General features: G+C 77.5%; 17 protein-coding genes. 15 read left to right on the forward strand and 2 right to left on the reverse strand.

Annotated features, from left to right (window positions below):
* Window positions 1-8: 8 nt before the first annotated feature.
* From folE to RTG05_RS02950, 5 genes are all read left to right on the forward strand, one after another.
* A complete protein-coding gene (folE, locus tag RTG05_RS02930) occupies window positions 9-572 on the forward strand; it encodes a GTP cyclohydrolase I FolE (protein WP_166527393.1) in 564 nt (187 codons plus the stop codon).
* Window positions 569-1,429 carry a dihydropteroate synthase gene (gene folP, locus RTG05_RS02935; protein WP_208104762.1) on the forward strand — a complete coding sequence of 287 codons (861 nt, stop codon included), beginning with the start codon at window positions 569-571 and terminating at the stop codon, window positions 1,427-1,429. Before folE ends, folP begins: the two co-directional genes overlap by 4 nt.
* The gene (folB, locus tag RTG05_RS02940) at window positions 1,422-1,784 is read left to right on the forward strand and encodes a dihydroneopterin aldolase (RefSeq protein ID WP_166527394.1); all 363 of its coding nucleotides are present in this window, start codon (window positions 1,422-1,424) and stop codon (window positions 1,782-1,784) included. The genes folP and folB overlap by 8 nt, the downstream gene beginning before the upstream one ends.
* The gene (gene folK / locus RTG05_RS02945) at window positions 1,781-2,287 is read left to right on the forward strand and encodes a 2-amino-4-hydroxy-6-hydroxymethyldihydropteridine diphosphokinase (protein WP_166527395.1); all 507 of its coding nucleotides are present in this window, start codon (window positions 1,781-1,783) and stop codon (window positions 2,285-2,287) included. Before folB ends, folK begins: the two co-directional genes overlap by 4 nt.
* A 70-nt stretch (window positions 2,288-2,357) precedes the next feature.
* Window positions 2,358-2,864 (forward strand): DUF3180 domain-containing protein, encoded by a 507-nt coding sequence (locus RTG05_RS02950; RefSeq protein WP_166527396.1) that lies wholly within the window; start codon window positions 2,358-2,360, stop codon window positions 2,862-2,864.
* A 62-nt stretch (window positions 2,865-2,926) separates the two neighbouring features.
* Here RTG05_RS02950 and RTG05_RS02955 read toward each other — a convergent pair whose 3' ends face one another.
* Window positions 2,927-4,096, reverse strand: coding sequence for an ABC transporter ATP-binding protein (locus tag RTG05_RS02955; protein ID WP_315912268.1), 1,170 nt, complete (start codon window positions 4,094-4,096; stop codon window positions 2,927-2,929).
* A gap of 3 nt (window positions 4,097-4,099) precedes the next feature.
* Between RTG05_RS02955 and RTG05_RS02960 the strand changes: the two genes are divergently transcribed.
* The 4 genes from RTG05_RS02960 to RTG05_RS02975 all read left to right on the forward strand — a co-directional run bounded on the left by RTG05_RS02960 (window position 4,100) and on the right by RTG05_RS02975 (window position 7,782).
* On the forward strand, window positions 4,100-4,831 hold the full coding sequence (locus RTG05_RS02960; RefSeq protein ID WP_208104763.1) for an ABC transporter permease: 732 nt from the start codon (window positions 4,100-4,102) through the stop codon (window positions 4,829-4,831).
* Entirely contained in the window at window positions 4,828-5,559 is a 732-nt protein-coding gene (locus RTG05_RS02965; protein ID WP_166527397.1) for an ABC transporter permease, read from the forward strand. The genes RTG05_RS02960 and RTG05_RS02965 overlap by 4 nt, the downstream gene beginning before the upstream one ends.
* A 161-nt stretch (window positions 5,560-5,720) precedes the next feature.
* Window positions 5,721-6,728, forward strand: coding sequence for a glycine betaine ABC transporter substrate-binding protein (locus RTG05_RS02970; RefSeq protein WP_166527398.1), 1,008 nt, complete (start codon window positions 5,721-5,723; stop codon window positions 6,726-6,728).
* 73 nt (window positions 6,729-6,801) lie between these two features.
* Window positions 6,802-7,782, forward strand: a complete 981-nt coding sequence (locus RTG05_RS02975; RefSeq protein WP_166527399.1) for a DUF6779 domain-containing protein — start codon at window positions 6,802-6,804, stop codon at window positions 7,780-7,782.
* A 10-nt stretch (window positions 7,783-7,792) separates the two neighbouring features.
* Here the strand turns inward: RTG05_RS02975 and RTG05_RS02980 are convergent, their stop codons facing one another.
* The gene (locus RTG05_RS02980; RefSeq protein ID WP_166527400.1) at window positions 7,793-8,545 is read right to left on the reverse strand and encodes an SDR family oxidoreductase; all 753 of its coding nucleotides are present in this window, start codon (window positions 8,543-8,545) and stop codon (window positions 7,793-7,795) included.
* 268 nt (window positions 8,546-8,813) lie between these two features.
* On the opposite strand from RTG05_RS02980, the gene RTG05_RS02985 reads away from it, so the two are divergent.
* From RTG05_RS02985 to RTG05_RS03010, 6 genes are all read left to right on the forward strand, one after another.
* A complete protein-coding gene (locus RTG05_RS02985) occupies window positions 8,814-9,758 on the forward strand; it encodes a Rossmann-like and DUF2520 domain-containing protein (protein WP_166527401.1) in 945 nt (314 codons plus the stop codon).
* Between the two features lie 11 nt (window positions 9,759-9,769).
* Window positions 9,770-10,603 carry a pantoate--beta-alanine ligase gene (gene panC, locus RTG05_RS02990; protein WP_315912269.1) on the forward strand — a complete coding sequence of 278 codons (834 nt, stop codon included), beginning with the start codon at window positions 9,770-9,772 and terminating at the stop codon, window positions 10,601-10,603.
* The gene (panD, locus tag RTG05_RS02995; RefSeq protein WP_166527403.1) at window positions 10,600-11,025 is read left to right on the forward strand and encodes an aspartate 1-decarboxylase; all 426 of its coding nucleotides are present in this window, start codon (window positions 10,600-10,602) and stop codon (window positions 11,023-11,025) included. Before panC ends, panD begins: the two co-directional genes overlap by 4 nt.
* Window positions 11,022-12,698, forward strand: coding sequence for an L-aspartate oxidase (locus tag RTG05_RS03000; RefSeq protein ID WP_315912270.1), 1,677 nt, complete (start codon window positions 11,022-11,024; stop codon window positions 12,696-12,698). Before panD ends, RTG05_RS03000 begins: the two co-directional genes overlap by 4 nt.
* A complete protein-coding gene (nadC, locus tag RTG05_RS03005; RefSeq protein WP_315912271.1) occupies window positions 12,695-13,600 on the forward strand; it encodes a carboxylating nicotinate-nucleotide diphosphorylase in 906 nt (301 codons plus the stop codon). The genes RTG05_RS03000 and nadC overlap by 4 nt, the downstream gene beginning before the upstream one ends.
* Before the next feature lie 77 nt (window positions 13,601-13,677).
* A complete protein-coding gene (locus RTG05_RS03010; RefSeq protein WP_166527405.1) occupies window positions 13,678-14,463 on the forward strand; it encodes a type III pantothenate kinase in 786 nt (261 codons plus the stop codon).
* The last annotated feature ends 2 nt before the right edge of the window (window positions 14,464-14,465 follow it).

Consider the following 14,465-nt stretch of genomic DNA (forward strand, 5'->3'; position numbering starts at 1 on the left):
GGACCGGGGTGGACCACGCCCGCGCCGTGGCCGCCGTCCGCGAGCTGCTGCTCGCCGTCGGCGAGGACCCGGACCGGCCGGGCCTGCAGGCCACCCCCGACCGGGTGGCGCGGGCCTACGCGGAGACCTTCGCCGGGCTCTGGCAGGACCCGGCCGAGGTCCTGGCGACCACCTTCGACGAGGACCACGACGAGCTGGTCCTGGTCAAGGACATCCCCCTGTACTCCACGTGCGAGCACCACCTGGTGCCCTTCCACGGGGTCGCCCACATCGGCTACGTCCCGGGCCCGGACGGCAAGGTCACCGGGCTGTCCAAGCTCGCCCGGCTGGTCGAGGTGTACGCCCGGCGTCCGCAGGTGCAGGAGCGGATGACCAGCCAGATCGCCAACGCGCTGACCGACGTCCTCAAGCCCAGCGGCGTGCTGGTCGTCATCGAGGCCGAGCACCTGTGCATGGCGATGCGCGGCATCCGCAAGCCCGGCACCAGCACGGTCACCTCGGCGGTGCGCGGGGTGTTCAAGGACAGCATCGCGTCCCGCAACGAGGCCATGAGCCTCATCCTGGGCCGGTGAGCCCCACCCCGCTGCCGCGGCCCGGCCACTGCGTGGTCATGGGCGTCCTCAACGTCACGCCCGACTCGTTCTCCGACGGCGGCTGCTTCGCCGACACCGGCTCGGCCGTCGCGCACGGCCTGGCGATGCACGCCGCCGGTGCCGACTACGTCGACGTCGGCGGTGAGTCCACCCGTCCAGGCGCCGACCGGGTGGACGCCGCCGAGGAGTGCCGCCGGGTGCTGCCGGTGGTCCGCGAACTGGCCGCCGCCGGCGTGCGCACCAGCGTCGACACCACCCGCGCCGAGGTCGCCGAGGCGGCGCTGGGGGCCGGCGCCGTGCTGGTCAACGACGTGAGCGGTGGCCTGGCCGACGAGGGCATGGCCGAGCTGGTGGCCGCGGCCGGCGTGCCCTGGGTGCTCATGCACTGGCGCGGGCACAGCCGGGAGATGTACGCCGCCGCGCAGTACGGCGACGTGGTGACCGAGGTGTGCGCCGAGCTCACCGCCCGGGCGGAGGACGTCGTCGCCGCCGGCGTCGCGCCGGAGCAGCTGGTCCTGGACCCCGGGCTGGGCTTCGCCAAGCGGGCCGAGCACAACTGGAGGCTGCTCGCCGGCCTGGACCGGCTGGTCGGCCTGGGCCTGCCGGTGCTCGTCGGCGCCTCCCGCAAGTCCTTCCTCGGCCGCCTGCTGGCCGGTGCCGACGGCGCCCTGCGCCCGGCCGAGCAGCGCGACGCGGCGAGCCTGGCCACCACCGTGCTGGCCGCGGAGGCCGGCGCCTGGGGGGTCCGGGTGCACGACGCCGCGGCCTCGGCCGACGCCGTCCGCACCGTCGCCGCCGTCCGGGCGGCCCGGCGCGAGGGCGCCCGCGGTGCCTGACCGCATCGCCCTGCGCGGGCTGGTCGGGCACGCCTTCCACGGCGTGTACGAGGCCGAGCGGCGGCTGGGTCAGACCTTCCGCGCCGACGCCGTGCTCGAGCTGGACACCGCCCCGGCCGCCGCCGGGGACGACCTCGCGCGCACCGTCGACTACGCCGAGCTGGCCCGGGCGCTGCACGGCGTCCTGACCGGTGAGCCGGTCGACTTGCTGGAGACCCTCGCGCAGCGGCTGGCCGACGTCTGCCTCGCCGACCCGCTGGTCGACGCCGTGGAGATCACCGTGCACAAGCCGCAGGCCGACCTCGGCGTCCCCTTCGACGACGTCACGGTCACCATCCGGAGAACCCGCCGGTGAGCCGCGCGGTCCTGTCGCTGGGCGCCAACCTGGGGGACCGCGCCGCCGCGCTGCGGGCCGCGGTCACCGCGCTGGCCGACGACGGCGTGCTGGTGGCCCGCTCGACGCTGTACGAGACGCCGCCGTGGGGGCCGGTCGAGCAGCCGCCCTACCTCAACGCGGTGGTCGTCGTCCGCGGCGACCGTGACGCCGCCGGCTGGCTCACCCGCGCGCACGAGCTCGAGCAGGCGGCCGGGCGCACCCGCGACGTGCGGTGGGGGCCACGGACCCTCGACGTCGACGTCGTCACCGTCACCGGGGACGACGGCCGGCCGGTGCTCTCCGACGACCCCGCCCTCACCCTCCCGCACCCCCGCGCGCACGAGCGGGCCTTCGTCCTCGTGCCGTGGGCGGCTCTCGACCCGACCGCGGTGCTGCCGGGGCGCGGCCGGGTCCGGGACCTGCTCGCCGCGCTGCCCGCGGAGGACGTCGCGGCCGTCGTCCGCTGGGAGCACCTGGGGTGAGCGGGCCGAGCCCGACGACGGGTGCAGCAGGCCGCGGGACGTGGCCGACGAGCGCCGGCGAGGAGGTCTCGTGAAGCCGGTGCAGCGGCGCGACCTGGGAGTGCTCGCCGGGGGGCTGGCGGTCGCGACGTGGCTGGTGGTGGGGGCCGCCTACGGCTCCCTGCCCGAGCTGCACTGGTGGCTGGGCGTGCCGCTCGGCGTCCTCGCCGTCGCCGAGGCCCTGGGTGCCCGCACGCTGCAGGCGCGGCTGGCCGCCCAGCGGGACCGCCGCCCGATGGCCCAGCGCGGCCCGGCACCGGTCCGGCCGGTCGAGCCGATGCTCGTCGCGCGGCTCGCGGTCCTGGCCCAGGCCAGCGCCTACGTCGGCGCGGCCCTGCTCGGCGTCTGGGTCGGGCTGCTGCTCTACGTCGGGCCGGCGGTGTCCCGCCTGCAGGCCGCCGGCTCCGACACCGTCACCGCGGTGGTCGGCGTGGCCTGCTCCGCGGCGCTGGTCGCGGCCGCGCTGTGGCTGGAGTCGGTGTGCCGCGTCCCGCCGTCCTCGGACGACGAGACCCCGCCCGGGGCCGTCCGGGGTTGACCACCGCCGGGTGGTGGTCCGGCGCGCCGACGGGAGCAGCCACCCGCCGATGACCACGGCGGTCACCCGGCCCCGGCGACCGACCGGCGCAGCGCGGCGTGCACGGCGGCCGGGGTGAGCACGCCGAGGTAGTGGCCGCTGTCGAGCACCGGCACCCACCCGGCGTCGGACTGCAGGATCGCGGCCAGCGCCGCCCGCAGCGAGGCCTGCAGCGGCACGGCGGCGTCGTCCCGGACCGCCGCCGCCGCGACCGTCCCCGCCCCGCTGGCCCGGCCGGCGGGCAGCCACCCGGCCGGGCGGCCGGCGCGGTCGAGCACCACGGCCCCGCGGGCGCCGGCGCGGTCGAGCACCGCGCCGGCCTCGGCCAGCCCGTCGTCCAGGCCGACCACCGGCGGGTGCTCCAGGCCGGCCGGGTCGACCGGGGTGACGGCCAGCCGCTTGAGCCCGCGGTCGGCGCCGACGAAGTCGGCCACGGTCGCGTTGGCCGGCCGGCCGAGCAGCTCGGCGGGCGGGGCGAACTGCTCGACGTGCCCGCCGTCGCTCATCACCGCGATGCGGTCGCCGAGCCGCACCGCCTCCTCGATGTCGTGGGTGACGAAGACGATCGTCTTGCGCACCGTCTCCTGCAGCCGGAGGAATTCCGCCTGCAGCCGCTCGCGCACCACCGGGTCGACGGCGGAGAACGGCTCGTCCATCAGCAGCACGCCGGGGTCCGCGGCCAGCGCCCGGGCCACGCCGGCGCGCTGCCGCTGCCCGCCGGAGAGCTGGGCGGGGTAGCGGTCCCCGTGGACGGCGGGGTCCAGGCCCACCAGGGTGAGCAGCTCCTCGACCCGGTCGCGGGTGCGCCGGCGGTCCCAGCCCAGCAGCCGGGGCACGGTGGCCACGTTGGTCCGCACCGTCTGGTGCGGGAACAGGCCCACGCTCTGGATGACGTAGCCGATCCGCCGCCGCAGCCGGTCGGCGTCGACCCGGGTGACGTCCTCGCCGTCGAGCAGGATGCGTCCGGTGGTCGGCTCGATGACCCGGTTGACCATCTTCATGGTCGTCGTCTTGCCGCAGCCGGACGGGCCGACCAGCACCGACAGCTCCCCGGCGGCGAAGGCCAGGTCCAGCTCGGCCACGCCCACGGTGCCGTCGGGGTAGACCTTGCTGACGCCCTCCAGCCGGATCTCCGGGGCACTCCCGCCGGGGTCGGGTACGCGCAGCGACGCGGCGGCAGCAGTAGCGTCCACGGGGTGGCCTCCCTGGGTGTGCGCCCCCTGCTGGGCGCTCGGAGCGACCCCGGTGGAGGGGTGCTCGCGGCGGACGGGGCGCCGAACCCGTGGTTCGACGCGTCGTACGTGACCGGCAACTGGGACACCATCGTGGTGCACCTGCGCCAGCACGTCACGCTGACGGTCGCGGCGGTGCTGCTCGGGGCCCTGATCGCGCTGCCACTGGCGCTGCTCGCCCGGCGGGTGCGGCCGCTGGCCGGCCCGGTGCTGGGCCTCAGCTCGGTCGTCTACACGATCCCGTCGCTGGCGATGTTCGCCTTCCTCGCCCCGTTCACCGGGCCGCTGTCGGCGACCACGGTGCTGGTCGGGCTGACGCTGTACACGCTGGTGGTCCTGGTGCGGAACTTCCTGGCCGGGCTGCAGGGCGTGCCCGACGACGTGCGCGAGGCGGCCCGCGGCATGGGCTACGGCTCCGCGCGGCTGTTCTGGCAGGTCGACCTCCCGCTGGCGCTGCCGGCGTTCATGGCCGGCCTGCGCATCGCCACCGTCTCGACGGTCGCCCTGGTGACCGTCGGAGTGATCACCGGCAACGGCGGGCTGGGGCAGCTGATCGTCGGCGGCTTCAACGCCAACTTCTACCGCGCCGAGATCGTCACCGGCGCGGTCGGCTGCGTGCTGCTCGCGCTGGTCGCCGACGTGCTGCTGGCCGGGGTGGAGCGGGTGCTGACCCCCTGGACGCGGGCCGTCGCATGAGCGCGTTCGGTGACGCCTTCGCCTACCTCAACGACCCGCTGGTCTGGACCCGGACCGGCGGTGTCCTCGACCTGCTGGTGCAGCACCTGCGCATCTCGGCCCTGGCCGTGCTGCTCGCCGCCGTCCTGGCCCTCCCGGCCGGGGTGCTGCTGGGCCGCAGCGGCCGCGGGGCCGGGGCCGTCGTCGTGCTGTCCAACGTGAGCCGGGCGGTGCCCACCCTCGCCCTGCTCACCGTGCTGGCGGTGACCCCGCTGGGGTTCAGCGAGACCGGCACCGTGCTGGCGCTGGCCGTCTTCGCCGTCCCCCCGGTGCTGACCAACACCTTCGTCGGGTTCCGCGAGGTGGACCGGGACGTGCGCGAGGCGGCCCGGGCGATGGGGATGAGCCGCGGCCAGCTGCTCACCCGGGTGGAGCTCCCGCTGGCCCTGCCGCTGGTCATGACCGGCCTGCGGACGGCGGCGGTGCAGGTCGTCGCGACCGCCACCCTGGCCGCGCTGGTCGGCGGGGGAGGGCTCGGGCGGATCATCAACCTCGGCTTCGGCCAGCAGGACTACGGCCAGATCCTCGCCGGCGCCGTCCTCGTGGCCGCCCTCGCGCTGCTCACCGAGCTGCTGCTGGTCGTCGTCTCCGCCGTGCTGACCCCGGGCCCGCGCCGGTGGCCGCTGGGCCGTCGGCCCGCCGCCCGGGCGGACCGGCCGGAGCCCGCCGCGTCCGGCGTCTCCCTGTAGTCCGGACCCCTCTGCAGAGGGGTCCGCTTCGTAACAACCGGGCAACACCTGGGCCGTGTCCGTGGTCGGGCGGGGCGGTGCGCGGTTCCATGGCCACGCGGGATCTCCCGCCAGACACGCGCCGCGGCCTCCGGCCGCGCGGGACACAGAAGGCGGGCCACATGCGCAGCCGTGCACGCACACTCCTCCCCCTGGCCCTCACCGGGCTGCTCCTCACCGCCTGCGGTGAGTCCGGGTCCTCCGGCAGCGGCGGGTCCGCCGCCAGCGGTGGCGCCGCCGCCGGTGACGCCTGCGCCCCGGTCGCCGGTGACCAGCTCGTCGTGCTGGAGGACGACCAGCAGCTGCAGAACGCCGACAACATCGTCCCGGCGGTCAACGCGGCCACCGCGCAGGCCAACCCGGCGCTGCTGCCCGCGCTCGACGCGGTGTCGGCGGCCATGACCACCCAGGAGCTGATCGAGCTCAACGGCGCCGTCGACCTCCAGCGGCAGGGTGCCGAGGACGTCGCCGCGGCCTGGGTCGAGGAGAACGTCGACACCGCCACGCTGCAGCAGGGCAGTGGCCCGGTCGTCGTCGGCGGGGCCAACTTCACCGAGTCGACCATCCTGGCCAACGTGTACGCCAACGTCCTGGACGCGGCCGGCTTCGACGCCTCGGTCCGGGAGGTGGGCAACCGGGAGCTGTACCTGCCGGCGCTCATCTCCGGCGCGGACATCCAGGTCTTCCCCGAGTACCTGGCCACCGTGACCGAGACGCTCAACCGGCAGGCCAACGGTCCCGATGCCGAGCCGGTCGCCAGTGGCGACGTGCAGGAGACGCTGACCGCGCTGCGGCCGCTGGCCGAGCAGGTCGGGCTGGTGTTCGGCCAGCCGTCCGAGGCCGCCGACCAGAACGCCTTCGCCGTCACCCGCGCCTTCGCCGACGGGCTCGGTGTGTCCACCCTGTCCGAGCTCGCCGACGCCTGCGGGGACGGCTCGCTCGTCCTCGGCGGTCCGACCGAGTGCCCGACCCGACCGTTCTGCCAGCCCGGCCTGGAGGAGACCTACGGCCTGCAGTTCGCCGAGTTCCGCGAGCTGGACAGCGGCGGCCCGCTGACCAAGGCCGCGCTGCAGCAGGGCGAGGTGTCGATCGGCCTGGTCTTCAGCTCCGACGGGGCCCTCGCGCAGTAGGAGCAGGTCTCTCCCCGGTCACCGTCGGCGCTCCTCCCCGGTCAGGGGCCTGCGGGGCGCCAGCATGGGCACCGTGCGTGGCGACGGGGACGACGGCGGACCGGTGTCCCCGGCGCTGCGGGTCGTGGGCCTGGCCGCCGGGTGCGTCCTGACCGCCGGTGCCACGGCGGGCGTCCTGCTCACCGACGACCCGCAGCTGCTCCGGCTGGCCGTCCTCGCCGCGGCCTGGGCGTTCGTGGTCGCGGCACTGCTCGCCGCCCGCCGGGCCGCGCCCGACGGGCCGGGCGCCACCGAGCTCACGCGGCTCGCGGAGCTCCAGCGGGCGGCCGCCGAGCGGGAGGCCGCGGTGACCGAGCAGCTCCGGCACGAGGTCGCGGCCCGGCAGGCGGACGACGTGCGGCGGCCCGCGGAGGAGCCGCTGCGGGCCGAGGTCGCGGCGCTGCGCGCCCAGCTGTCCGCGCTGGGGGGCGAGCTGGCCCACGTCGCGGAGCTGCGGCGGGAGGTCGCCCGGCTGGTCGAGCTGCGCGGCGAGGTGGCCGAGGTCGCCGGCCTGCGCGGACACCTCGCCGAGCTCGCCGGCCTGCGGCAGGACCTCGCCGAGCTCGCCGGCTCGCGGCGGGACCTCGCGGAGTTCGCCGGCCTGCGGGAGGACCTCGCCGAGCTGCGCGCCGACGTCGGCCGGCTGTCCGCCGGGCCGGCGGTCGAGCCGGTGGCGCCGGGCACGCCGTCCCCCCACCCGGGACCGGCCGCCGAGGTGGCCGTCGGGGCACGTCCGCCGGCTCCGCCACCGCCCCGGCGTCCGCAGCCGGTGCTGCCCCCGGTCGAGGCCCGGCCCCCTCGCCGTCCGCCCCTCCCCGCCGTCCCCGTGCCGGCCGCGCAGCGCCCGCTCGCCCCGCGGCTGCGACCGCCGGTCCCCGCACCGGCCGCGGCCGTGCCGGCGGCGGCGCCCGGTGACCGCGGCCCGACCCCGTCGTCCGGTGCCCGCCGGCGGCGGCGCTACCGGGAGGACGGCGAGAGCGACGACGTCCTCGCCCGGGTGCTCGGCCGGGACTGAGCACGGGCCCTCAGGCGGGGCCGCGGGAGAGCGCACCCCCGTCGAGCACCAGCGTCTGGCCGGTGACCCAGCCCGCGCCGTCGCCGAGCAGGTAGGCCGCGGCCTCGCCGACGTCCTCGGGCTCGCCGAGCCGGCCCACCGGGTACTGCGCCGCGGCCTCGGCCTCCCGGCCCTCGTACAGCGCCCCGGCGAAGCGGGTCCGCACCACGGCCGGGGCGACCGCGTTGACCCGCACCCGCGGCGCCAGCTCCACGGCCAACTGGGTGACCAGGTTGACCAGGGCAGCCTTGCTCACCCCGTAGCCGCCGATCATCGGCGAGGCCTTGAGTGCGGCCACCGAGGCGACGAGCAGCACCGATCCGCCGTGCTCGGCCATCCAGGCGCGCCAGGCCTCCTGCACCAGGCCCAGCGTGCCGACGACGTTGGTGTCGAGGATCTTGCGGAAGGCACCGAGGTCCAGGTCGACCAGCGGACCGTGCACCGGGTTGATGCCGACGTTGCCGACGAGCACGTCCAGGCTGCCGAAGGAGTCCACGGCGGTGCGCACCGCCTCCGCGCGGTGCGCGGCGTCCCCCGCGTTGCCGGCGACCCCCACGGCCACCCCCGGTCCGCCGAGCGCGGTCACCGCCTCGGCTAGCGCGTCGGGCCTGCGGCCGGTGACGACGACGCGGGCGCCGCGCGCCACCAGGCCGTGCGCGATGGCCAGGCCGATGCCCCGGCTCGCGCCGGTGACCAGCGCCGTCCGTCCCTCGAAACCGCCCACCGGTGTCCTCCCGCCGTCCGTGTCGCTGCCGCCGGCCACCGTAGGTCCGGGCAGGGTGAGCCAGCCCACAGGGGGAGGCGTTGCACGCGTCCCGAACCGGACACACACTCGCCTTCGGCGCGCCACCCGCGTGACACCTCCGGTCGCAGCGGGGCGCGCGCCGGCACCACCGCACCACCGCAGCACCGCACCACCCGACGGGCTCCAACGGCGGAGCCCGCGACCGCGAGTCCGGTACCCGTGAGGGACTGGAACGAGAGGTGTACCGATGCCTGCTGCCCGCAGGACGCCCCGCGCGGCCGGGTTGCCCCCCGCTGCGGCCGCCCCCGCCCGCCTCCGCGTCGGCATCGTCGGTGCCGGGCGCGTCGGCGCCGTCCTCGGCGCCGCCCTCGCCGCCGCCGGCCACGACGTGGTCGCCGCCGCCGGCCTGTCCGCCGCCTCCTCCCTGCGCGCCGCCCGGCTGCTGCCCGGCGTCCCGCTGCTGCCCACCGACCAGGTCGTCGCCGCCGCGGACCTGGTCGTCCTCGCCGTCCCTGACGACAGCCTGCCCGGCCTGGTCTCCGGCCTGGCGGAGACCGGCGTGTGGCGGGCCGGTCAGCTGGCCTTCCACACCTCCGGGGCGCACGGCCTGGCCGTCCTGGACCCGGCCGCACGGGCCGGCGTCCTGCCCCTGGCCCTGCACCCGGCGATGAGCTTCACCGGCGCGCCCGAGGACGCCGACCGGCTCGCCGGCGCGCCCTTCGGCGTCACCAGCGCACCGGAGCACCGGCCGGTGGCCGAGACCCTGGTCCTGGAGATGGGCGGCGAGCCGTTCTCCGTCGCCGAGGCCGACCGCGGGCTCTACCACGCCGCGCTGGTGACCGGCGCCAACCACCTGGTCACGCTGGTCGCCGAGGCCGCGGACCTGCTGCGCACCGCGGGCGTCGCCGACCCCGGCCGGGTGCTCGCCCCGCTGCTCACCGCGGCCCTGGACAACGGGCTGCGCCGCGGCGACCGGGCGCTCACCGGCCCGGTCAGCCGCGGCGACGTGGGCACCGTGCGCCACCACCTGGACACCCTCGCCGACCGGGCGCCGGACGCCGTCGCCGCCTACGTGGCGCTGGCCCGGCGGACCACCGAGCGGGCGCTGGCCAGCGGCCGGCTCAAGCGGCACGAGGGCGCGCCCCTGGTCGACCTGCTCGCGGCGGCCGGTGACCCGGCCGGCTCCCGGTGAGCAGCCGGCCGGTGGTCGCCGAGACCGCCGCCGGGCTGCGCGAGCTGGTCGCGGAGCTGCCCGGCCCGGTCGCGCTGGTGCCCACGATGGGCGCCCTGCACGCGGGGCACCGCGCGCTGGTCCGCGCCGCGCGGGAGCGGGCCGGCAGCGTCGTCGTGTCGGTGTTCGTCAACCCGACGCAGTTCGGCCCCGGCGAGGACTTCGACCGCTACCCGCGCACCTGGGACGCCGACCTGGCCGCGCTGGCCACCGAGGGCGTCGAGGTGGTCTTCCACCCGGCGGTCGAGGAGGTCTACCCGCCGGGCGCGGCCGGCGTGACCGTGCACCCCGGCCCGCTGGGCGACGTGCTGGAGGGCGCCGTCCGCCCCGGGCACTTCGCCGGCGTGCTGACCGTCGTCGCGACGCTGTTCGGCCTGGTCCGCCCGGACGTCGCGCTGTTCGGCGAGAAGGACTACCAGCAGCTCACGCTCATCCGGGCCATGGCCCGCGAGCTGGCCCTCGGCGTGGCGGTCGTCGGCGTGCCGACGGTCCGGGAGGACGACGGCATGGCGCTGTCCTCCCGCAACCGCTACCTCTCCCCGGAGCAGCGGGCCACCGCGGCCACCCTGTCCCGCGCGCTGCGCGCCGGCGCGGACGCCGGCCCGCGGGGTGCCGACGCCGTGCTCGCCGCGGCACGCGCGGAGCTGGCCACCGCCCCCGGGCTGACCCTCGACTACCTCGAGCTCACCGGGCCCGGCCTCGGCCCGCCGCCGGCCGCCGGCCCGGCCCGCCTGCTGCTGGCCGCCCGCGCCGGCAGCACCCGACTCATCGACAACACCGAGATCCAGCTGGGAGACCCGCGATGATGCGCACGATGCTCAAGTCCAAGATCCACCGGGCGACGGTCACCCAGGCCGACCTGCACTACGTCGGCTCGGTGACCGTCGACGAGGACCTCCTGGACGCCGCGGACCTCATCCCCGGCGAGCAGGTGGCGATCGTCGACGTGACCAACGGCGCCCGGCTGGAGACCTACGTCATCCCCGGGGAGCGCGGCAGTGGCGTCATCGGCATCAACGGCGCCGCCGCCCACCTCGTGCACCCCGGCGACCTGGTCATCCTGATCAGCTACGGCGTCATGGACGAGACCGAGGCGAAGGCCCACCTCCCGCGGGTCGTGCACGTCGACGCCGCCAACCGGGTCGTCGAGCTCGGCGGGGACCCCTCCGCCCCGGTCCCCGGCGCGGCCGGGCAGGCCCGGAGCCCGCTCGGCGTGCCGGTCCGGTGACGGCGGTCACGGCCGGGACGGTCACCGGGCTCCCGCGGCGGCTGGCCGCGCCGGCACCCGGCTGGGAGCTGTCCGCCGACGTCTGCGTCGTCGGCTCCGGCATCGCCGGGCTGTGCGTGGCCCTGCACGCCCGGGCGGCCGGGCTGTCGGTCGCCGTCGTCACCAAGGTCCGGGTGGACGACGGGTCGACCCGCTGGGCGCAGGGCGGCATCGCCGCCGTCCTCGACCCGGCCGACACCCCCGGGGCGCACGCGCGGGACACCGAGGTGGCCGGCGTCGGGCTGTGCGAGCCCGACGCCGTCTCGGTGCTCGTGCACGAGGGCCCCGGGCGGCTGCGTCAGCTCATCGACTGGGGCGCCGCCTTCGACCGCGACCGCGCCGGGACGCTGCTGCTCACCCGCGAGGGCGGGCACTCCGCGCGGCGGATCGTGCACGCCGGCGGCGACGCCACCGGCTCGGAGGTGCAGCGCGCCCTCACCGACGCCGTCCGCGCCGACCCCGGCGTCACCCTCGTCGAGCACGCGATGGTCCTCGACCTGCTCACCGACGCCGCCGGCCGCGCCGCCGGGGTCACCCTGCACGTGCTGGGCGAGGGCAGCGCGGACGGCGTGGGGGCGGTGCGCGCCCGCGCGGTCGTGCTCGCCACCGGGGGCATGGGGCAGGTCTACGCCGCCACCACCAACCCGCCGGTCTCCACCGGCGACGGCGTGGCGCTGGGCCTGCGCGCCGGCGCGGTGGCCACCGACCTGGAGTTCGTCCAGTTCCACCCCACCGCGCTGTACCTGGGTCCGGGCGCGCGCGGCCAGCAGCCGCTGGTCAGCGAGGCGCTGCGCGGCGAGGGCGCGGTGCTGCGCGACGGGGCGGGGCAGCGGTTCATGGCCGGGGCGCACCCGCTGGCCGAGCTCGCCCCCCGCGACGTCGTCGCCAAGGCCATCACCCGCGTGCAGCTGCGCGACGGCGTCGACCACGTCTGGCTCGACGCGCGCGCGGTGCCCGGCCTGGCGGCGCGCTTCCCGACCATCGTGGCCAGCTGCCGGGCGGCCGGCGTCGACCCGGTCGCCGACCTGGTGCCGGTCACCCCGGCCGCGCACTACGCCTCCGGTGGGCTGGCCACCGACCTGGTGGGGCGGACGACGGTGCGCGGGCTCTACGCCTGCGGCGAGGTGGCGTGCACCGGCGTGCACGGGGCCAACCGGCTGGCGTCGAACTCGCTGCTGGAGGGGCTGGTGTTCGCCGCCCGCATCGGCGCGGAGCTCGCCGCCCACCTCCCGCCGTCCGCGCCCGCGGTGGCCCCGGGGGCCGCGCCGGCCGGGCTGCTCGATCCCGCCGGCCGCCGGGAGGTCACCGAGACCATGTCCGCCCGGGTGGGTGCGCTGCGCACCGGCAGCGGGCTGGCCGAGGCGACCGGGCGGCTGGCCGCGCTGGCGGCCGGGCTGGACGGACACACCGCACCCGGCGTCGCCGGCTGGGAGGCCACCGACCTGCTCACCGTCGCGAGCGCCCTGACCACCGCGGCCGCGGCCCGCGAGGAGACCCGCGGCTGCCACTGGCGCGAGGACCACCCCGGACCCGCGGAGGACTGGCGGGTGCACCTGGACCTGCGGCTGGACGCCGACGGCGCCGTGCGGGTGACCCGCCGCCCGGTCGGGACGCCGGTGGTGCCGCCGTGGTGAGCGACCCGCGCTCGCTGGAGGGCACCGGGCTGGACGAGGCGTGGGTGACCGAGCTGGTCGAGCGGACCCTGGCCGAGGACCTGACCGGCGGAGCCCCGCTGCCCGGCGCCCCCGACCTCGCCGTCGCCCACGACGTCACCAGCGCGGCCACCGTGCCGCCCGGGCAGCTGGGCACCGCCGACCTCGTCGCCCGCGCGGACGGCGTGCTCGCGGGCCTCCCGGTGGCCGCCCGGGTGATCACCCGGTTGGCCCCCGGAGCCGCCCTGACCGCCGGGGCCGCCGACGGCGACCGGGTCACCCGCGGCGACGTGCTGCTCACCGTGCGCGGGCCGGTGCGGGCGCTGCTGGCCGCCGAGCGCAGCGCGCTGAACGTCGCCAGCCGGGCCAGCGGCATCGCCACGCTCACCCGCCGGTGGGTCGACGCGGTCGCCGGTACCGGCGCGGTCGTCCTGGACACCCGCAAGACCACCCCGGGCCTGCGTCCGCTGGAGAAGTACGCCGTCCGGTGCGGCGGCGGGTCCAACAAGCGCATGGGCCTCTACGACGTCGCCATGGTCAAGGACAACCACGTGGCCGCCGCCGGCTCGGTGGCCGCGGCCGTCGCCGCGGTGCGCGAGCGGGCGCCGCGGGTGACGGTGCAGGTCGAGGTGGACCTGCCCGAGCAGGCGGTCGAGGCCGTCGAGGCCGGCGCGGACTTCCTGCTCTGCGACAACATGCCGCCCGACGTCCTGCGCGAGGTGGTGGCCCTGGTCGCCGGCCGCGCGGAGCTGGAGGCGACCGGTGGGCTGACCCTCGAGGTGGCCCGCGCGGTGGCCGAGACCGGCGTGGACTACCTGTCGGTCGGGGGGCTCACGCACTCCGCGCCGATCCTCGACCTCGCCCTCGACCTGCGGGCGGAGTGAGCGAGCTTGCGAGCTCACCATGGGCGCAGGGGCGCGGCGAAGCCGTCGACGAGCGCCAGCGAGGAGGTGGTGTAGCCGTGCTGCTCACCGTCGACGTCGGCAACAGCCAGACCGTGCTGGCCACCTTCGACGGCGCGCGGCGGGTGGGCAGCTGGCGGGTGACGACGGCGGCCCGCGCCACCTCCGACGAGCTGCGGATGGTCTGGCGCGGGCTGCTGCGCGGCACCGAGGTCACCGGGGTGGCGGCCTGCTCCACGGTGCCCGCGCTGCTGCCGGCGCTGCGCGCGCTGCTGGACTCCCTGGAGGTGCCGGTCGTCCTCATCGGCCCCGGCGTCCGGACCGGCGTCCCGCTGCACGTGGACAACCCGCGCGAGGTCGGCGCCGACCGGGTGGTCACCGCCCTGGCCGCGCACGAGCTGTTCGGCCGCGCCCCCGACGGCCGCGGGCGACCGGTCGTGGTGGTCGACTTCGGCACGTCGACCAACGTGGACGCGGTCGGCCCCGACGGGCAGTTCCTCGGCGGGGCGCTGGCACCCGGGGTGGAGGTGAGCCTGGAGGCGCTGGCCACCCGGGCGGCGCAGCTGCGCTCGGTGGAGCTCACCGTGCCGCCGCAGGCCATCGGGAAGAACACCGTCGCGGCCCTGCAGTCCGGCCTGGTGCTCGGCTTCGCCGGGCTGGTCGACGGGCTGGTCGCCCGGATCGCCGCCGAGCTGGCCGGGCAGTTCGGCACCACCCCGGTGGTCGTGGCCACCGGGGGCCTGGCCCCGCTCGTCGCCGACAGCTGCCGGTCGATCGGCGCGCGGGAGCCCGACCTCACCGTGCACGGGCTGCGGCTGGCCTTCGAACGGCACCAGGGACGCTGACC

Source organism: Geodermatophilus sp. DSM 44513 (genome assembly GCF_032460525.1).
GTDB lineage: Bacteria > Actinomycetota > Actinomycetes > Mycobacteriales > Geodermatophilaceae > Geodermatophilus.